The following is a 19,335-nucleotide window of genomic DNA, read 5'->3' as shown; positions in this document are numbered from 1 at the left end:
ATAACAAACATAAGTATTTTTTTAATGTATATATGTACGAGACTAGCTATCGAAAAAATAATCTTGGAGGTTATATGGAATTAAGTTATAAAAGGTTATTTAAAAAACTTATTGATTTAGATATGCAACATAATGAGCTTATGGAAAAAGCAAATGTAAGTTGGAGTATATTTTATAAATTAAAGAATGGTGAGAATGTAACTACCGATATTTTGCTCAGAATTTGTGATGCATTGGATTGCGACATATCAGAAATTATGGAGTGTATTAAAAATGATTGAAATAATAAATGGAGAATGCATAGAAGAATTGAGGAAGTGAGACTCATCTACGGTTGATTTAATTATTACAGATCCTCCATATAATATTGCGAATTTCATGAACGGGAGAGATACAAATCTACAAAAAATGCGTTCTAATTTTTTTGGTGCTGCTGGTTGGGATGATTTAGATTTTAATGATTGGAAAGACCATATGAGATTGTTTTTAAAGAATCAAGTAGGATACTTAAGAATGGTGCTTCCATGATAGTTTTTATGTCACTATTAAGGGCTGAAACTCTTGTTGAAATAGCAAATGAATTTGGTTTTTATTATAAAACCACTGGAATTTGGCACAAAACAAATCCATAGAAATATGAATTTACATTTTGTTAATTCAAATGAGTGCTGGATATATTTTACTTATAAAACAAAAACAGGAACATTCAATAATAAAGGTAAATTGGTTCTAGACTATATTGAAACATCTGTCACGACTGCTAGGGAAAAGAAATGAGGTAAACATCCAACACAAAAGCCAATTATATTATTCGAACATTTTATAAGATTGATTTCAAATGAGGGCGATTTAGTAGTAGATCCATTTCTAGGAAGCGGTTCTGCTGCAATTGCAAGCTATAGATTAAATAGAAATTTTATCGGTGTTGAATTAGAAGAAAAATATGCTAAATTAGCGAATATGAGGGTAGAAGATGAAAAGACAAGTTATTGATTTGTTTTCTGGAGTTGGTGGACTATCTAAAGGATTTTTCGACTCAGGATTTGAAATTGTTTTAGCAAATGAAGTTGACTATTCTATAGCTAATTCTTATAAAAAATCATCCTAAAGTGAAAATGATTAATGAAGATATTTCAAAATTAGATATTGATGATGTTTTTAATGAGTATAAAAATATAGACGTAATTGTTGGGGGACCACCTTGTCAAGGATTTTCTCAAAAAGGGAAAAGAAAAATAATGGATGATCCACGTAATTATTTATTTAAATATTTTTTTGAGGTAATTAGTGTTGTTAGACCGAAGTATTTTGTGCTAGAAAATGTACCCAACATATTAACTGCAAATAACGGACATTTTAAAGACGAAATTTATAGCTTATGTTCCAGTAATGGTTACACGTTATGATGATACCTTAGTAAGGAAGATTATCCAGAATGTTAGTGTTTATGATGACTACTTTGTAATATGCTTTAAATCTGGAATTGAAATGGAAGTATGATTTAATACTAATATAAACCGTCAATTAAGAGTTAGGTTCTCTTGATTGGCGGTTTTTGCATTGACTTTTACATGATTTATACATGTGATATTATCAAAAATGTTGTTTATAAGGTTATTGATAAGGAGTTGACCACATGAGTGATGTAATAAGCGGTTAGATGAAGCTATTAAAGAAACCGCAAACTTGTACGAAGGAGAAGTCTTTATTTTTAAGGATTTTTTTAAGGATTTTTTTAAAGGATATGTATGGAACAGGATACCGAGAAAGGACTGTACTAATGTCTTAGTAGATGTTTTTGAGATATTTTAAATAATATAAAAAACACTTGAATAAATGCTCATATAACTATTGACACAAGAGAAAAACAATAATATAATAAATATACAACGTATGAATGTTTGCTCAAGTATTCAGATAAAATGATTTAAAAAGAGGTGATAATATGACTAAAAAATTTAATTCAATTGAAAGATGTGACTTCAATGTAATTCATGAGGATATTGTAAATCAAGTTAGAGATAAAATGCCTCAAGAAGAAAGCCTTTATGATCTAGCAGAATTATTTAAAGTATTTGGAGATTCACCACGAATCAGGATATTATGGGCTTTACATGAAGCTGAAATGTGTGTTTGTGATATCGCTGTATTACTTAACATGACACAATCAGCAATTTCACATCAGCTGAGAGTCTTAAAACAAGCTAATTTAGTGAAAAACAGAAAAGAAGGCAAAGTAGTATATTATTCATTAGTTGATGATCATGTAAGAGAAATATTTGACCAAGGTCTAATTCATATCAACGAGAAGTAGTATTGCGGTAGAATAGAATATTTTTTGAAGATATTTGGGCATATATTTAAGTCTTCATTTCAAATGAGCAATGCTTCAAGAAAATTTGAAAAAGACTTGTAGTATTCAAAATAAAATTACAAATAATATTTAGGAGGATTTAATAATGAAAAAGAAATTTATACTTGAAGGTTTAGATTGTGCAAATTGCGCGGCAAAAATGGAAAAGGCTATTAATGAGCTTGATGGAGTGAAAGAAGCTACTGTTAACTTTATGACCACAAAACTCTTTATTGATGGTGAGGATGAAAAAATGCCAACAATAATAGCAGAGGCCGAAAAAATAGTTAAAAAAATCGAACCCGATACAACTATGAAAAAGGCTTAAAGGAGGCTATTTAGTATGACAAAACGACTATGGCGAATAATTATTGGTGCAGCCGTGTTAGCTACAGCAGTATTGCTTAGTTTAAATAACGAATGGTTACAGATTGCTTTCTTTATAATAAGTTACATTATTGTAGGTGGAGATGTTGTAAAAAGAGCTGTAAAAAATATTTTTAAAGGTCAAGTTTTCGATGAAAATTTTTTAATGAGTATTGCAACAATTGGTGCATTTTTTATTGGTGAGTATCCTGAAGGTGTTGCAGTTATGCTGTTTTATCAAGTTGGAGAACTGTTTCAAAGCTATGCAGTTGGCAAGTCGAGAAAGTCAATTGCAAGCCTTATGGATATTCGACCAGATTATGCAAATGTTAAAAAAGGTGATGAACTTGTCAAAGTTGACCCAGATGAAGTACAAATTGGAGATATTATTGTAATTAAAGCAGGAGAAAAAATTCCTCTTGATGGCAAGGTAATTGAGGGAAGTTCAATGATTGATACATCGACACTAACAGGCGAATCTGTTCCTCGTGAAGTAGAAGTTGGAAGTGATATCCTAAGTGGGTGCATCAACATTAATGGGGTTATTACAGCAGAGGTTACCAAGGAATTTGGAGAATCTACTGTAAGTAAAATTCTTGATTTAGTTGAAAATGCAAGTAGTAAAAAATCCAATTCAGAACAATTTATTACGAAGTTTGCGAGATATTATACACCGGTTGTGGTTATAATTGCAGTTTTTCTAGCTATTATACCACCTCTTGTTATAGACGGGGCGACTTTTAGTGATTGGATATATAGAGCACTAGCATTCCTTGTGGTATCCTGTCCGTGTGCTTTAGTTATTTCAATTCCTTTGAGTTTCTTCGGTGGAATAGGTGGAGCCTCAAAAAAAGGTGTTTTAGTCAAGGGTAGTAATTATTTAGAGGCATTAGCAGAAACTGAAATTGTTGTTTTTGATAAAACTGGAACACTAACGAAAGGTGTATTTAATGTACAGGAAATTCATCCAGAAGGAGTTTCCAAAGAAGAGCTACTAGAATTAACTGCACATGCGGAAAGCTATTCCAATCATCCGATTTCACTTTCACTGAAACGTGCATATAGCAAAGAAATAGACAATGGACGTATTTCAGATGTAGAAGAGATATCAGGTCATGGTGTTATTGCAACAGTAGATGGCAAAAAGGTTATGGCAGGAAATATCAAACTTATGAAAATGATGGATATCCCTTATTTCAAGGGAGAGCTGATCGGTACTATTGTACATGTTGCTGTTAATAACAAATATATAGGTTACATTGTAATTGCCGATGAGGTAAAGGAAGATTCAGCACAAGCAATCAAGGAACTTAAGGCAGCTAATATTAAACAAACAGTTATGTTGACAGGTGATAATAAAAGTATTGGTTCAAAAGTTGCTAAAGAGCTTGGTCTTGATAAGGTTTATGCAGAACTGTTGCCAGCAGACAAAGTTGAAAAACTAGAAGAATTATTTTCGCAAAAATCTAAAAAAGGTAAACTTGCCTTTGTTGGTGACGGAATCAATGATGCACCTGTATTAGCTCGTGCAGACATTGGAATAGCAATGGGTGGTTTAGGTTCTGATGCGGCCATTGAAGCTGCTAATGTTGTAATTATGACTGATGAGCCATCGAAAATTGCTACTACAATGAAGATTTCTAAAAAGACACTAAAAATTGCACATCAAAACATAGTATTTGCAATTGGAATAAAAATAATTGTTCTTATTTTGAGTGCTTTTGGAATAACTACTATGTGGGCAGCTATATTTGCAGATGTAGGTGTAACTATCATCGCAGTATTAAATGCTTTTAGAGCTTTGAATGTAAAGAATCTATAAACTATTTTTCCTATTCACCCCTTGAATGATACCGATAATTGACGATACAATCAAGGGGTATTTTTTAATTTAAAAACTATAAATGAAAATTGGTTGGGATTTACCTTGAATTAAATGGTTTTAAAGATATGAAGGTTATGTAATTGAAAGTTATTGATGAATGTTGCTGTGAATGTATCACGCAAAATTTAAATAGAACAAAGGAGAGTTGCCCTGTCTGTAATAATGAAGGAGTAACAGTTAGTAGGATAACCGTTGAACACTTGGTGGCAGATGATTATCGTAATGCCGTTGATGGAGATCAATATAAGATATGCATGAATGAGGACTGCGACGTTATTTACTATAACTTAGATAAAGAAATAAAATTCTTAAAAGACCAAGTTAGGGTTCCTATCTGGTTTAAGAAAGATGCAGATCCTAAGTATGCTTGTTATTGCAGCAAAGTCACAGAAGATCAGGTAATTGAAGCAGTTGTAAAGCATGGTGCGAAAACCGTTAAAGAAGTAAATGCCATAACTGGAGCAATGAAAAATTCGCTTTGTAAGGAAAACAATCCTTTGGGGGTATGTTGTCATAAGATTATTCAGGAAGCCATTGATAAGGGATTAACCATGAAATGATTTGAGTTGATATGTTCTCACGAACGAGAGCCAATGTTGGATATGTTTCCAACTACGAGTGTGGATATGTTCCCCTTAACCATAGGGGTTGAGACGGTAGCACTTTTGTCCAAACTTGATGTCGATAAGCATATAAATATTGAAATTGAGCTGGATGAGCTTGATTTGACAAGTGCTGAAAGTAAGGCAACATATGCTCAAATCAAAGAATATGTTTGGAATAAATTTCAATTAAAAGTTCCAACATTATATATTGCACAGATAAAAAGGAAATGTGGAATAGAATTACGAGAACATTACAACAAGTCTAAAAAGGAGAAACAAATTATTCCACAGTGTACACCTGAAAAAGAAGAAGCCATTATGGATGCCTTGAGACACTTCAAAATGATTGAATAGAAAAGAATGGCAGCATATGACTTTCTGCATTTATTACATTCCTACTTGGTATAGGAACAGCTATTATTCCTTTCTTGCAAGGTATCAATTAGAAAATAGGCTCAATATAAAGAATGGTAGGATAATATCTATATATAAACCATGGAGGTAGGCATATGAGGTCTTATGAAAGTAAGGAAGAATTAAAAAATGAGATAAAGAAAACTTTTGAAAAATATATTTCAGAGTTTGATAATATACCAGAAGAACTAAAAGATAAAAGACTAGAAGAAGTTGATAGGACACCAGCAGAAAATCTTGCCTATCAAGTGGGCTGGACTACTTTAGTATTAAAATGGGAAGAAGATGAGAAAAAAGGTATAGATGTTAAAACACCATCAGATAAATTCAAGTGGAATCAACTTGGAGAATTATATCAATGGTTTACAGATACCTATGCTAATAAATCGTTAAAAGAACTAAAAGAAAAACTCACAAAAAATATAGAAGATATTTATCTTTTGATAGATGAATTAACAGATGAAGAATTATTTAAACCACATATGAGAAAATGGGCAGATGAAGCAACCAAAACTGCTACTTGGGAAGTTTATAAATTTATCCATGTAAACACAGTAGCACCATTTGGAACATTTAGGACTAAGATTAGGAAATGGAAGAAATTAGTTCTATAGATAGAAAAGTATAAATAAGTTTACTTAGGAGGATTTTATGGCAGTTGCAAATATCAAAGTTACATTAAATTGCCCGATAGAAAAAGTATGGGATAAAGTTACTGACCTTCGTGATTTTGGTTGGAGGAGTGATATCAAAGATATCAAAATTATTGATGATAAGAATTTTGTAGAGATTACAAAAGATGGGATAGAAACAAATTTTAAATTTATAGAATGTATGAAACATCAATGCTGGTCTTTTGAAATTGAAAACGCAAATATAAAAGGAACTTGGATAGGAAAATTTTATTCGAATTGAGATAAAACAACATTAGATTTTACAGAAAATATTATTTCTAAAAAATTTACATTTAAACCTTTTGTAGGACTATATTTAAGAAACCAACAAAAACTGTATTTTAAAGATTTGAAGGAATCACTTAATTGTGAAGAAGCAAGTCATGTTCAAGTGTTATGAAAATAATGAAATAGATAAATTGGAGTAGCCTATTCATATATTTAGATCTTTTCGAAAGGATAAAACAATGATAGAAGGTAGACCTAAATTTGATAAAATCACATCGTTTGATGAGTTTAATAAATACTATTGGTATCGTGAAGAACTTTCACAGATATGCAAGTTATTAGGATTAGAATATAGAGGTACAAAACAAGAACTCACTTATATTATTCAGCAGTACTTTAAGGGTGATGTGATTAAAAAGTCATCAATAAAAAACATAAAGAAACAAGTTGATTATATTACTTTAGATATGCCTTTACTTGAATGTGGATTTTCCTTTAATTCAAAATTCAGAGAATATTTTTCTGTTGTAACAGGTGTTTTGCCTTTCAAATTTACTGCAGATATGGCAACGGCTTGGAGAAAAGTGAAAAGACAAAATGATTTGAGTTTTACAATTCAAGATATGCTCAAAGTTTATTATGGAAAATCAGATTATGCTAAGTATAATAATTCGGTTTGTCAATGGAATCAATTTTTAAAGGATTTTTGTGCAGACGAAATTAGTTGTAACTACTCTAATAAAATACAAGTAGCTGCAATTCTTTGGAAAGAAGTCAGAGATTCAAAAAACAAAAAAGTTTATTCACGAGAACTTATAAAAAAATATGAGGATAAAATAGAAGACTATCACAAGTAAACAGAAACTATTTTTTTGAATGAAAAAAATTAATACAGATAGATGTTAGGCGTTAGAAATTAAAAACTCTATCGTCTTTTTTTATACTCAAAATTAGAAAATTAAGGGAGTTGAAAAAAATTTTTATTGGTGGTATTATTAAATCAACAAGTACACATAAGTACACTTCTGGAACAGGAGGTGCATTATAAATATTATTATAAATACCGATTCTAGCGAACCGATTTATGAACAAATCGAAAATCAGATAAAAAAACAAATTATGAATGAAGATTTAAAAACTGGAGATTCTATACCATCTATGAGAGTCTTAGCTAGAAATCTTAAGGTAGCTGTAATTACAGTTCAAAAAGCTTATGAAAATTTACAAAAAGATGGATTTATTGAAACTATTCATGGTAAAGGCAGTTTTATATCAGCAAGAAATATTGAATTACAAAAAATAGAAACATATAAAGAAGTGGAAGATTTAGCAAAGAAAATTGTCAAGAAAATACAATCAAGTTCAATTTCAATAGAGGATTTGATAGATTTAATAAAAAAGATATATGAGGAGGGGCAATGATGGATTCATATGAAAATAAATTAGCATTAAAGGTATCTGGATTAAATAAAAAGAATAAAACAAATGATTTTTCTTTGAAAAATATAAATATTGAAGTACCTTATGGATCTATTGTAGGAAATATAGGGAGAAATGGAGCAGGGAAAAGTACTACTATTTCTTGTATACTTGGAATGTTTCAAAAAGATGATGGAAAAGTAGAGATATTTGGCACTGAATATTGTAATCAAATAGATATTAAAAAACACATAGGTGTTGTTTTAGATGACCCAAACTATTCATTATTATTAACACCTAATGAGATAAATGAGGTAATGAAATTTAATTATAGTAATTGGGAAGAAGATAGTTTTAAAAATTATTTGAATCGATTTAATTTGCCAATAAACAAGAAAACTAAGCAATTTTCATTTGGAATGAAAAAAAGTTATCGTTGGCTATTGCATTGTCTCATGAAACAAAACTTCTCATATTAGATGAAATTACTTCAGGGTTAGACCCAGTAAGTAGAGATGAGATTTTATGTATATTATTAGAATTTATAGAAAACCCAGAACACTCGGTATATATATCATCACATATTACAACAGATTTGGAAAAAATAGCTGATTATATAGTTTTTATGGATAATGGTAAAGTCGTGTTGAGCGAAGAAAAAGATGAATTGTTATATAACTATGGGATACTTCGTTGTAATGATACGGATTTAGAAAAAGTCGATAAAACAGACATAATTTCATATAGAAGAGAATTTGAAAGGGCAGATATTTTAGTAAAAGATATATCGAAGATAAAGAATAAGTATAAAGAATTTGTTGTGAATAAACCAAATTTTGATGAAATGTTATTAATATTAACAGGGAAGGAGGACTAATATATGAAAGGTTTGTTGTTAGAAATATATTATAAAAACATTAAAAATATTTTTATAATGAATGCATTTTTAATTTTAGTATGGATTCTAATAAATTTATTTGCTGACATACAAATGATTGTTTTTGCGTATTTTGCAGTAGTAATCTTCGCTAATAGTTTATTGCTACTTTTATCTCAAAGAAAAGATTATGATTTAAAATTATATAAATATGAATTCATGTTACCAATAAAAAGTAAAAATATAATACTATCAAAATATGTAAGTCAAGTAGTTATTATTCTCTTCTCTATATTGATGTTGATTATTTTGAATTATATATCAATTTATCTTGGTAAGCATTATTTTGATTATGGATCTTCAGACTTAATATCTTTGTTAAATGTTCTATTAGGTCTTATATTACAATTAGTATCAATCTTCTACCTAGCCATGTACTTTATTGATTTAGAGAAAGGTGACTTGTGGATGGTTTTAGGCTTGATTGGGTCTATAATGCTAGTATCAATAGAAATATTTACATTAAATAGACTTGGATTTTCTAAGTCAGGAGGAAATGTTGCACTTTGTGTAATATATTTGATGCTATTTATAACATCATGCGTATTGAACTCAAAAAGAATGGAAAATCTAAAATTAGATATTTAGGATTAATGATGATATATCTATATTAGATGTTAGGTATAGAATTAATGAGTTTAATAAGTGATTATATTAAGATTCAGAGTTGCTGAAACTAAAATATGGTCTTGTAGCAAAGAGATAAAAACTTATTGAATTAGAAAATATTAAAACGTGGATATTTTAGGCGATAGAAATTAAAAACTCTATCGTCTTTTTTATATGAAATGCGGGTAAAAATATTAATATAAAATTTGTAACGTTTTGGTTTTTTAATCGTCTAACTATTAGAAAACAAGAAAGGGTGTGATTTTATGGACTATGATTACGAAATAATATATAAAGAATATTTTTCTAAAGTATATTTATATGTTTTGACCATTAGTCATGATGAACATATAGCTGAAGAAATCACACAAGAAACTTTTTTTAAAGCTCTTGAAAAAATTGAAACATTTAAAGGTGATTGCAAATTATACACTTGGTTATGTCAAATTGCAAAAAATGCATTATATGATTTTTATAAAAAAGAAAAGAAAAAAGTATCTATAAATGAATACTCTGAATACTTGACATCTGATTTAGATTTTGTTTTAAGGTTTGAAGAGAAAGAGGACGTGATGAAAATTCATGTTCTCTTACGCAAGTTAGAAGAACCATACAAGGAAGTTTTTTCTTTGAGAATTTTTGCAGGCTTGTCTTTCAAAAATATTGGAGAAATATTTGGCAAATCAGATGGATGGGCGAGAGTAGTATTTTATAGGGCAAAAAATAAGTTGATGGAGGAATATAATGAAAATTTCTTGTAAAATTATTGAAGATCTTCTTCCACTATATATAGATGATGTATGTAGTGAAGAAAGTAGAAGAATAGTAGATGAACATTTATCAGAATGTAGCAAATGTAGTGAAATTCTAAAGCAAATGAAAAAAGAAAATCTTCCCATGGAAAACATAGAGCTAAATTTAACTGAAGCTGATCCTATTAGAAACCTATCTAAAGAATGGAATAAAAAATTAAAGAAATCTATGCTTAAAGGTGTTATATCTACATTGTTATTAGTATGTGCAGTACTTTTAATTGTTCATATTTTTGTTGGTATAAAAATTGTTTGGAAGTAATCTTATGAAAAATAAAAGTAACATTAAAAATTTTTTATTATTAGCTTTGTGTCTAATAATTATATTATGTGCTAGTTTTCTTGCAATTAAAACGATGTAAAAGAGGTGTGCTTATGAATAGTATTACGGTAAATAATATTACAAAAAAATACATGAATAATTTTGTCTTAGATAATGTATCTTTTAGCCTTGAAAAGGGCAAAGTATATGGCTTACTAGGAAAAAACGGAGCTGGAAAAACTACTTTGTTAAAAATAATTACTAAGCTTATTCCTTTAAAAATGTATAATCAAAAAGTTAAATCTCAGATGACAATGAAAATATAGCAGCACTTATTAGTAATCCATCTTGTTATATGAACCTTAGCGTAAAAGATAACCTTAGTATTTATTCTATGCTTTATTATAAAAATAAAGATGAAAGAGAAAAAGAGATTGAAAAAATAATCAAGGACTTTACTTTAGAATCAATGTTAAGAAAGAAGGCCAATGAACTTTCACTAGGAATGCTTCAAAAACTAAAATTGGCTCTTAGCTTTATAACTAATTCTAATATAGTGATACTAGATGAACCATTTAATGGGCTAGATATTGAATCAACTGTTATATTAAAAGAAAAAATAAAAGAATCAAAAAAACTTGGCAAAACAATTATTATAACAAGCCACAATACTGAGCAATTAGAAAAAATATGTGATAGTTTCGCTATTTTACACCAAGCAAAAATAATAAATGTAAGTAAAGAAAAACTAGAAAAGGGAAGTCTTGAGGAAATTTATTGTGATATTTTGGCTGGAGGAAAGACTTATGTTAATTAAAAGAGATATATTGAGAGCTTTAAAAAGTTTTCACATACAAGTTGTATTTATTATAACTATATTATTTTCGGGTATATTTACATTTTTTGTAGCAAACGGAAATAAAATAGGAATTTCTGTATTTGGAAATCTTACAACTTATAAAGATCTGTCAGAAGTGCTTTTAAATGGATTAGATTATACAAAGGGATTAGGTTTTTTAGTAACTTTTGCTATAGCTTTATTTATAGCTGGAGAATATCAATTTAATACTTGGCAACATTATATATGTTCAGGAAGAAAAAGGACAGAAATATATATTAGTAGATACATTTTTGCCCTTATGTTAGCAATAACAATATTTTTAATGTATACACTAAGTTCATATTTTGTTTCTGTAATCCTTGGTAAATCTATAGATTTTAGCAAGTTTATTTTTATCATAAGGAGGGGAGTAATAGTATATATGGCTTTAACTAGCATTGTGGTATTTCTTTCAATGAGTTTTAAAAATCATATAGCAGGAATTTTAGGATCATTAGCCTTTGTATTCTTAGAAAAGGATATTATAAGTATGTTAATAAATATATTTAATAAAATAAATATAAATATAGAAGCATTTGGGAAATTTACTCTAATGAAAATAAATGCCATTGCTCCGATTGATAATATAAATATTTTGACAGAAATGTTTCTTCCATGTGTTTTGATTATAATAGTGTCCACATTATTAGGAAACTATTGCTTTTCAAAATTTGAAGTATGAAATAAGTGTCATAATGAAAAAGTAAATAATAGAATTAAAGGCGATAGAAAGTAAAAAATCTATCGTCTTTTTTTAATACAAGAAAGGAGTTATATATGAAAAAGTTAGAGCAACTAAGACAAGAATCAAAAGAAATAAAAGATAAAATTGATGATACAGAGGAAAGATTAAGGCAACTAAAAAATCAAGAAAAGAAGATATTAAAACAAGACATAGAAAAAAGAAGAAAAGAAAGAACCCATAGGCTAATAACAAGAGGAGCAATCTTAGAAAGCCTTATAGAAAATGCAGAAGAACTAACAGATGAAGAAATAAAAATCCTACTAGAAGAAGCAACAAAGACAAAAGAATTTAAAGAAACACTAAAAATAATGAGAGAAAATTAAGAAAAATTAAATAACCAAATCTCCTTTAGATTTTCTAAGGGCGCAATTATACACCCTAAAGGGTGCTTGCGTCCTGCGGAGCCAAACCCTTGCAGGGAGCAACAACCATTCGCTTTTTAAAAGTCAAGGGTAAATAAACTCGCTAAGGCTCACCCTTGACTTTTAAAATTTGAAATGAACAAAACAATTAAGCCGACATACTGAAACAACAAAAATTAATTCAGTAGTCGGCTTTTTCTATTTTATCATTTCAAAACGCTCATTCACAAAGAGGATATAAAAAATCTATTAAGCCTCCACCTAAAACAACAAAGAAAGGAAGTGATAAAAATGGCAGACAGTTTTCATTTTTCAGTAAACATAATATCAAGAGGAAAAGGCAAAAGTGCAGTAGCAAGTGCAGCATATATAAGTGGAGAAAAAATAAAAAATGAATGGGACGGAGTAACCCATGACTATACAAGAAAAGAAAAAGTATTAGTAAAAAATATAATATTGCCTGATCATATACCAAAAGAATTTAATGATAGGTCTACCTTATGGAATAAAGTAGAAATGACAGAAAAAAATTATAATGCACAACTAGCAAGACAATTCATAATAGGACTACCAAAAGAGTTATCTTTAAGTGAAAATAAAAACCTAGTCGAAAGATTTATAAAAGAAAATCTAACATCACAAGGAATGATAGTAGATTATGCAATTCATGATGAGAGTCAAGATAAAAATGGAAATATCCATTGTCATATAATGACCATAATGCGACCCATAAACGAAAAAGGAGAGTTCTTAGCTAAGTCAAAAAAAGAATATATCCTAGATGAAAAAGGAGAAAAAGTATTAAACAAAAATGGAAAACCCAAGACAAGAAAAGTAGAACTAACAACCTGGAATGATAAAGGCAATGTAGAAAAATGGAGAGGAAATTTTTCAGACCTTTGCAATGAATATCTAGCAAAAAATAATATAGAAAAAAGAGTAGACCATAGGAGTTTTAAAAGACAAGGTATAAAACAAATACCAACAATACATCTAGGAGCAAGTGCTAGTGCAACGGAAAGAAAAGGAATAAGAACAGAAAAAGGAGATATAAATCGTGAAATAAAAAAACAGAATGAACTATTAAAAAACATAGGTAATGAAATAAAGAAAATAACATCATGGTTAGCAGGCTTCAAAGATAAGCTAAAAGAATCATATAGGGAATATAAAGACCAAAGTAAAAAGCAAATAGAAAATGAATCAGGGCTCTTTAACCTCTATGAATATTTAAGCTTTTATCAAGAAATGCAAGAAAACAATAGAGCTGAATTATCATTTTATGGGAAAAGAAATAAAGCAATCTATGATCTAAAAAGATATGCAAGTGGAATAAATTATCTAAGAGAAAACAAAATAAAAACCATATCAGACCTACAAGGACATATAAACACCCTAAGAAGTAAAAACTCTGATATATATAAGACCATAAAAGAAAACAGTAAAAAGATAGAAGACCTTAATAAGTGTTTAGCCTATGCAAAGACCGTAAGAAAAACAAAAGCAACCTATCAAGACTATGAAAGCAAGAAAATATTCAAAGAAAGCTTCTACAAGAATAATCAAAAGGAAATAGACCAACATATAAGGGCAAGGAACTTAATTGGAAAAATAAGTGGAAAGAAAAATTTAAGAGAAAAAGAATGGTTAGGAGAAATCAAAAACTTAGAAGATGAAATCAGTAAATTAAATACAGAGTCAGAAAAGATAAGGGAAAGATACAAGGAAATAAATCATATTAAATATGCAGTAGAGGTAGTGAATAGAGAATATGGTATCGACCTATCAATAGAAATTGACAAGGCGATTAAGAGGGGAGAAAAAGAAAGTATCATAGAAAAAATAAAAGAGTATAAGCAAGATAGTGATAGCTTTAATAAAAAAAGACAAATGACTAAAGACTATTACAAAAATCAAGAAAGATAAGACCTGGTAAAAATATCTTATCCAAGCTATAATATGACCAAGAAAATAAAGGCAGATCTAGGAGGTAATACAGATGAATAAAAGGCAAGAGCTAATAGATGAACTCATAAAAGCAGATCAAGATGGAACATACAAAACCTATAAAAGCACAGAAGAAATAAAAGCAATGAACAATGAAGAAATACAGATTATATATTCCAACATGAAAAACTATCTATCAGACAAAAGAACACACACAAACTACTAAAGGTGGAAAGGTATTGTAAGCTATTTTAAATTATAAAAGGTATAAATACCTAAGTAAGCTATAAAAACAACAAAATAAAGCATTCCACCACCAAGAACAATAAAATAAAAACAATCAAAGGGAAGTATAGAAAAATTAAAGCCTATACTTCCCTTTTTTTAATTCAAACAAAGGAGAGAAAACATGATAAACGAAGAAATAAGCAAAGAAGCAGGTCAAGCAGCACAAACCATAATAACATACACAATAAAGGCAGCAAAAGAATCAATCAATCTTGAAAAAGAAATAAGAAAAAAGATGAATGAAACTTTAGAAAAAGCAAACGGAAACCTCAAAAGTCTTATGGGCGATGAAATGAAACTAAAAGACCTCTACAAGAAAGGACAACTAGAAAATATAAGCATAGATCAAAGCGACCTCAAAGACTTAAAAAAAGAACTAAACAAACTTGGAATAAGTTTCTCAGTAATGAAAAACAAAGAAAGCAAAAACTATGAAGTATTCTTCCAAGCCAAAGACATAAAAGTAATGGAATATGCCTTTAAACAAGTCATAGCCAAGGAAAATAAAAAAGAAAAAGAAAGTATCCTAAAACAAATAAAGAAATACAAAGACCTATCCAAGAACAAGGATAAGACAAAAGAGAAAGTCAAAAGGAAAGTAAAAGAAAAAGTAAAACCAAACAAAAAAGATATGACCAGAGAAATCTAAGGGAGTAATGAAAAGTTACACCCTTAAATAACTATAATAACAAGACTTCCGAAAATCGGAAATCAAGAATTTCGATTATCGAAAATCAAGAAAGGAGCAGATATGGCAACAAACAAAAGATATTATTGGATAAAATTAAAAGAAGAATTTTTCACAGACAAAAGGATAAAAAGATTAAGAAGAATATCGGGAGGAGATACCTACACGATTATCTACCTAAAACTTCTACTACTAAGCCTAAAAGATGAGGGAAAACTCTATTATGACGGAGTAGAAAGTGATTTTATAAAAGAGTTAGCACTAACCATAGATGAAACAGACGATGATGTAATGGTTACAGTTAATTATTTAATCAATCAAGGCTTACTAGAAGTTGTAACAGAAAATGATGAATATTATTTAACTGAAATACCAAACTTAATCGGATCAGAAACAGCATGGGCAGAGAAAAAAAGAAGATACAGACAAAATAAACAGAGGACATTGTCCTTGATGAGTCCAACCCATGTCCGACAAGAGATAGAGATAGAGAAAGATATAGAGATAGATAAAGAGAGAGAGGGAGAGATAGATAAAAAGTCCACCCCCATTTTTTATGGAGAATACAAAAATGTAAGGCTAAGCCAAGAAGAATACAAAAATCTTAAAGAAAAATTAAACTCACACGCAGAAATAATGATAAATAAACTATCCAGATACATGGAAAGCAGCGGTAAGACCTATCAAAACCACTATGTGACAATCTTAAAATGGTATGAAGAAGATAAAGAAAAACTAAGACATCAAGGAGGAAATAAAAAAATGAATTATGATGTAGGAGAATCTTTATAGATAAAAAGAGGTGGAAAGCCACTATTAAAGACTTTAAGTCTAAAAAGGTATAAAAGTATGCCAGATATAATAAAAATGTAAATATGACACTTAAAAGGCGATTAGAATAAATTAAAGGAAATGTTAGAAGACTTTTAGATGACAATTACCAAGAGGGTCTAATTTTCACTGTTACTTATGCAGTGGGAATTAGACCTTTTTACATAAGCAAATTCTATTTCAAAATTGGTTACCAAGAAAGGCTTCTTTTCACTGTTAAGTATAAGAGGGTAATTTATAGAATTTTGTTTCATCAGGATAAATATTTTCTTATGGTTAAATTTTTAAAAGATTAATAGCTCTCGATAAATTTTGAACCTTAACAATTGAATAGACCAAGACAAGACGTTAATTATTTTTGGAGCGTAATAACCTATCCGCTAAGATCTTTCTGCTGAATAATCGGTAAAACAAGAACTGCTAAACAAAAAGAAAGTGAGCGATAAGTAAGAGTTTGAATATAGGGAGGGATACCCTATCCGCTATGAAGAAAATGAGGATAATGATACTTCTAAGGTTGAAGCCGGCTCATCCGGAATAGAGGCGGAGGTGAGATTCCTATGTTGCTAATCCAAAGCACTTGTCAATGTCGTAAAACTTAATTAAACAAATAATTATTAGATATAAAACTTTAGAGGAGGTATATATTGGACAATGACTGGAATGGATTGGCTGATTTAATAGCAAATCTGATTGCAAAATATGCTGGTTCTTTAGATTTAGATAATCTGCCCGATCCAACGCCAGCAAAAAATCAAGAGATGAAAAATAGTTTTGACAAGGCAAAAACACAAATTGAGACGGACTAATAAAAGTGTTATAATATACTTGAAACTATAGTCCAAACTTAAATTTAAAAATCAAAGTTTATATATGATATAGAAAAGTTATATTGAGGTTAATGCTATGTCAAAAGAAAAAATAAAAGTATACCTCTATACACGAGTATCTACGTCAATACAGATAGAGGGGTATTCGTTAGAGGCACAAAAATCACGAATGAAATCTTTTGCTATTTACAACGATTATGAAATTGTTGGAGAGTATGAAGATGCCGGAAAGTCTGGCAAGTCTATTGAAGGTAGAAAACAGTTCAATCGAATGATGGAAGATATAAAATCTGGAAAAGATGGAGTATCTTTTGTTCTTGTGTTTAAGTTATCAAGATTTGCAAGAAATGCCGCTGATGTTCTTTCTACACTTCAGACAATGCAGGATTATGGAGTTAATCTTATCTGCGTTGAAGATGGCATTGATTCATCTAAAGATGCTGGGAAACTAATGATTTCTGTTTTATCAGCTGTGGCTGAAATAGAAAGAGAAAACATCCGTATTCAAACAATGGAAGGTCGCATTCAAAAAGCAAGGGAAGGAAAATGGAATGGTGGCTTTGCTCCGTATGGATATAAACTTGAAGATGGCAAGCTGTTTATAAATGAGGAAGAGGCAGTTGCCATAAGAACGATTTTCGACCAGTACGTAAATACTACGATAGGAGCCAATGGGCTATCTAAATACTTAGAGAATCATGGAATTAGAAAAATCCCAAGACAGAATGGTAAGAATCCTTTGTTTGATGCAGGTCTTATAAGAAAGATATTAAAGAATCCTGTATATAATGGGAAAATAGCATTTGGAAGAAGAACTTTAGAAAAAGTTCATGGTACAAGAAATGAATATAAGCAGGTTGAACAAGATGAGTATCTAATATCTGAAGGGATACATGAAGCTATAGTTTCCGATGAAGTTTGGCAAGCTGCTCAGGTTAAGCTAAAATCTCAAGCAAAGAAATATGAGCATGTGAATAAAGGAAAAGATACACGCACACACTTGCTTTCTGGAATTGTAAAATGCCCTATATGTGGAGTGGGAATGTTTGGAAACAAGTGTACCAAGAAAAAGAAGGATGGCACAAAATATAAAGATTTTTATTACTATGGTTGTAAACATAGGCAGATGATAAGAGGTCATAAGTGTACATTCAGTAAGCAAATTAGAGAAGAATTGTTAGATGATGCTGTTGCAGAGGTGATTGTCAAGATTGTAAGTAATCCGAAATTTGCTTCTATGATGCAAGAAAAAATCAACATGAAGGTGGACACCTCTGAAATAGAAAAAGAAATAGATAATTACCAAAAGGAATTGAGGAAGAGTCATTCTACAAAGTTTAAGCTAATTGAGGAAATAGATAATTTAGATGTTGAAGATAAGCATTATAAGAGAAGGAAACAGGATTTAGATGATAGACTATATCGTATGTATGACAAAATAGATGAATTAGAATCATCACTAATTGATGCGAAAGCAAAGAAACAGACTATTGAAGCTGAAAAACTCACAGGAGATAACATATATAAGGTTCTGATCTATTTTGATAAACTCTATAAAGTCATGAATGATGTAGAGCGTAGGCAGTTAATTACAGCTTTGATTTCTGAAATTCAAGTTTATGAAGAAAAACAACCTAACGGACAATGGCTAAAATCAATTACTTTCAAGCTCCCAATTATAGACGATGACCTAAATATAAGTTTGGACAATGATGAACAAGTTGAAACAGTAGCTGTATTAGAAAGAATGAATTAAGGAGGAAATATGAGAGGGTTTTATTTTGTTGTAGCATGGATTTCATTAGCATTAGGAATAATAGGAATTGTTCTTCCAGTTTTGCCAACGACACCATTTTTGTTATTGACGGTATTCTGTTTTTCCAAAAGTTCGAAAAGATTTGAAGAATGGTTTGCGAATACAAAATTATACCAAATTTATGTATCGGATTATTTAGAAACAAAATCTATTGCACGATCTCGTAAAAAGAAAATTATTATTTATATTTACATTTTAATGGGTATTTCCATTTATTTTGCCCCAATTATTTATGTGAAAATTGGTCTAGCTTTATTAACAGTGTTTATTACGTATTATCTCTTTAAAGTTATTCCAGATAAATAAGTATTGAAGTCTCCTAAGGGAGGCTTTTTTATTTTAGGATTTTTTCACATAAGGGGAAGAAATAATTGAATGTAGGAA

At 29.7% G+C, this 19,335-nt stretch carries 26 protein-coding genes and 4 pseudogenes; all 30 read left to right on the top strand.

Features of this window, described 5'->3' with window-relative positions:
* The first annotated feature begins 74 nt into the window (after positions 1–74).
* The 30 genes and pseudogenes from LK443_RS01825 (at position 75) to LK443_RS01685 (ending at position 19,257) form a co-directional block, all read left to right on the top strand.
* Entirely contained in the window at positions 75–281 is a 207-nt protein-coding gene (locus LK443_RS01825) for a helix-turn-helix domain-containing protein (protein WP_227931892.1), read from the top strand.
* A gap of 97 nt (positions 282–378) precedes the next feature.
* A complete protein-coding gene (locus tag LK443_RS01820; protein ID WP_227931891.1) occupies positions 379–528 on the top strand; it encodes a hypothetical protein in 150 nt (49 codons plus the stop codon).
* 300 nt (positions 529–828) lie between these two features.
* Entirely contained in the window at positions 829–993 is a 165-nt protein-coding gene (locus tag LK443_RS01815; RefSeq protein ID WP_265416429.1) for a DNA methyltransferase, read from the top strand.
* Positions 974–1,406, top strand: a pseudogene (locus LK443_RS01810) (DNA cytosine methyltransferase). The gene LK443_RS01815 and the pseudogene LK443_RS01810 overlap by 20 nt, the downstream one beginning before the upstream one ends.
* Positions 1,407–1,413: 7 nt before the next feature.
* A pseudogene (locus LK443_RS01805) lies at positions 1,414–1,500 on the top strand (site-specific recombinase); the annotation flags it as partial.
* A gap of 445 nt (positions 1,501–1,945) precedes the next feature.
* Positions 1,946–2,314: an ArsR/SmtB family transcription factor gene (locus LK443_RS01800; protein WP_227931890.1), complete on the top strand. Its 369-nt coding sequence runs from the start codon at positions 1,946–1,948 to the stop codon at positions 2,312–2,314.
* A gap of 145 nt (positions 2,315–2,459) precedes the next feature.
* The gene (locus tag LK443_RS01795) at positions 2,460–2,681 is read left to right on the top strand and encodes a cation transporter (protein WP_227931889.1); all 222 of its coding nucleotides are present in this window, start codon (positions 2,460–2,462) and stop codon (positions 2,679–2,681) included.
* Between the two features lie 15 nt (positions 2,682–2,696).
* Complete coding sequence (locus LK443_RS01790; protein ID WP_227931888.1) at positions 2,697–4,541, top strand: heavy metal translocating P-type ATPase; 1,845 nt, start codon at positions 2,697–2,699, stop codon at positions 4,539–4,541.
* Between the two features lie 143 nt (positions 4,542–4,684).
* On the top strand, positions 4,685–5,164 hold the full coding sequence (locus tag LK443_RS01785) for a Csac_0668 family 2Fe-2S cluster-binding (seleno)protein (RefSeq protein WP_227931887.1): 480 nt from the start codon (positions 4,685–4,687) through the stop codon (positions 5,162–5,164).
* 60 nt (positions 5,165–5,224) lie between these two features.
* Positions 5,225–5,563 (top strand): annotated as a pseudogene (locus LK443_RS01780) (23S rRNA (uracil-5-)-methyltransferase RumA); the annotation flags it as partial.
* A 155-nt stretch (positions 5,564–5,718) separates the two neighbouring features.
* Positions 5,719–6,237 carry a ClbS/DfsB family four-helix bundle protein gene (locus LK443_RS01775; RefSeq protein ID WP_106012210.1) on the top strand — a complete coding sequence of 173 codons (519 nt, stop codon included), beginning with the start codon at positions 5,719–5,721 and terminating at the stop codon, positions 6,235–6,237.
* A 37-nt stretch (positions 6,238–6,274) separates the two neighbouring features.
* A pseudogene (locus LK443_RS09430) lies at positions 6,275–6,697 on the top strand (polyketide cyclase).
* A 67-nt stretch (positions 6,698–6,764) separates the two neighbouring features.
* Entirely contained in the window at positions 6,765–7,382 is a 618-nt protein-coding gene (locus tag LK443_RS01765; RefSeq protein ID WP_106012209.1) for an SAP domain-containing protein, read from the top strand.
* Between the two features lie 262 nt (positions 7,383–7,644).
* Positions 7,645–7,947 carry a GntR family transcriptional regulator gene (locus LK443_RS01760; protein ID WP_211660233.1) on the top strand — a complete coding sequence of 101 codons (303 nt, stop codon included), beginning with the start codon at positions 7,645–7,647 and terminating at the stop codon, positions 7,945–7,947.
* Positions 7,947–8,423 (top strand): ATP-binding cassette domain-containing protein, encoded by a 477-nt coding sequence (locus LK443_RS01755; protein WP_227931885.1) that lies wholly within the window; start codon positions 7,947–7,949, stop codon positions 8,421–8,423. The genes LK443_RS01760 and LK443_RS01755 overlap by 1 nt, the downstream gene beginning before the upstream one ends.
* Positions 8,381–8,821, top strand: a complete 441-nt coding sequence (locus LK443_RS01750; RefSeq protein ID WP_227931884.1) for a hypothetical protein — start codon at positions 8,381–8,383, stop codon at positions 8,819–8,821. Before LK443_RS01755 ends, LK443_RS01750 begins: the two co-directional genes overlap by 43 nt.
* Positions 8,822–8,824: 3 nt before the next feature.
* Positions 8,825–9,469 (top strand): ABC-2 transporter permease, encoded by a 645-nt coding sequence (locus LK443_RS01745; protein WP_106012206.1) that lies wholly within the window; start codon positions 8,825–8,827, stop codon positions 9,467–9,469.
* 287 nt (positions 9,470–9,756) lie between these two features.
* Entirely contained in the window at positions 9,757–10,251 is a 495-nt protein-coding gene (locus LK443_RS01740; RefSeq protein WP_106012205.1) for an RNA polymerase sigma factor, read from the top strand.
* Positions 10,235–10,564, top strand: coding sequence for a zf-HC2 domain-containing protein (locus LK443_RS01735; RefSeq protein WP_106012204.1), 330 nt, complete (start codon positions 10,235–10,237; stop codon positions 10,562–10,564). Before LK443_RS01740 ends, LK443_RS01735 begins: the two co-directional genes overlap by 17 nt.
* A 113-nt stretch (positions 10,565–10,677) precedes the next feature.
* Positions 10,678–10,890, top strand: coding sequence for an ATP-binding cassette domain-containing protein (locus LK443_RS09355; protein ID WP_265416426.1), 213 nt, complete (start codon positions 10,678–10,680; stop codon positions 10,888–10,890).
* Between the two features lie 29 nt (positions 10,891–10,919).
* Positions 10,920–11,381, top strand: coding sequence for an ATP-binding cassette domain-containing protein (locus LK443_RS01730; protein ID WP_265416425.1), 462 nt, complete (start codon positions 10,920–10,922; stop codon positions 11,379–11,381).
* A complete protein-coding gene (locus LK443_RS01725) occupies positions 11,371–12,126 on the top strand; it encodes a hypothetical protein (protein WP_106012202.1) in 756 nt (251 codons plus the stop codon). Before LK443_RS01730 ends, LK443_RS01725 begins: the two co-directional genes overlap by 11 nt.
* A 95-nt stretch (positions 12,127–12,221) precedes the next feature.
* Positions 12,222–12,512, top strand: a complete 291-nt coding sequence (locus LK443_RS01720; protein WP_106012201.1) for a DUF3847 domain-containing protein — start codon at positions 12,222–12,224, stop codon at positions 12,510–12,512.
* A gap of 330 nt (positions 12,513–12,842) precedes the next feature.
* Positions 12,843–14,477 (top strand): MobQ family relaxase, encoded by a 1,635-nt coding sequence (gene mobQ / locus LK443_RS01715; RefSeq protein ID WP_227931883.1) that lies wholly within the window; start codon positions 12,843–12,845, stop codon positions 14,475–14,477.
* A gap of 73 nt (positions 14,478–14,550) precedes the next feature.
* A complete protein-coding gene (locus LK443_RS01710; protein ID WP_002841910.1) occupies positions 14,551–14,724 on the top strand; it encodes a hypothetical protein in 174 nt (57 codons plus the stop codon).
* Between the two features lie 183 nt (positions 14,725–14,907).
* The gene (locus tag LK443_RS01705) at positions 14,908–15,435 is read left to right on the top strand and encodes a PcfB family protein (RefSeq protein ID WP_019132821.1); all 528 of its coding nucleotides are present in this window, start codon (positions 14,908–14,910) and stop codon (positions 15,433–15,435) included.
* A 102-nt stretch (positions 15,436–15,537) separates the two neighbouring features.
* Positions 15,538–16,266: a phage replisome organizer N-terminal domain-containing protein gene (locus LK443_RS01700; protein WP_227931882.1), complete on the top strand. Its 729-nt coding sequence runs from the start codon at positions 15,538–15,540 to the stop codon at positions 16,264–16,266.
* Positions 16,267–16,952: 686 nt separating this feature from the next.
* A complete protein-coding gene (locus tag LK443_RS01695) occupies positions 16,953–17,114 on the top strand; it encodes a hypothetical protein (protein WP_227931881.1) in 162 nt (53 codons plus the stop codon).
* A gap of 97 nt (positions 17,115–17,211) precedes the next feature.
* Positions 17,212–18,891, top strand: coding sequence for a recombinase family protein (locus tag LK443_RS01690; RefSeq protein ID WP_227931880.1), 1,680 nt, complete (start codon positions 17,212–17,214; stop codon positions 18,889–18,891).
* Between the two features lie 9 nt (positions 18,892–18,900).
* Complete coding sequence (locus LK443_RS01685) at positions 18,901–19,257, top strand: YbaN family protein (RefSeq protein WP_227931879.1); 357 nt, start codon at positions 18,901–18,903, stop codon at positions 19,255–19,257.
* Positions 19,258–19,335 lie beyond the last annotated feature (78 nt).

Origin of the sequence: Granulicatella elegans, from assembly GCF_020735385.1 — a bacterium.
Taxonomy (GTDB): domain Bacteria; phylum Bacillota; class Bacilli; order Lactobacillales; family Aerococcaceae; genus Granulicatella; species Granulicatella elegans_B.
Note: the sequence above shows the minus strand (reverse complement) of the source record. Positions and strands in the feature narration are given on the sequence as shown.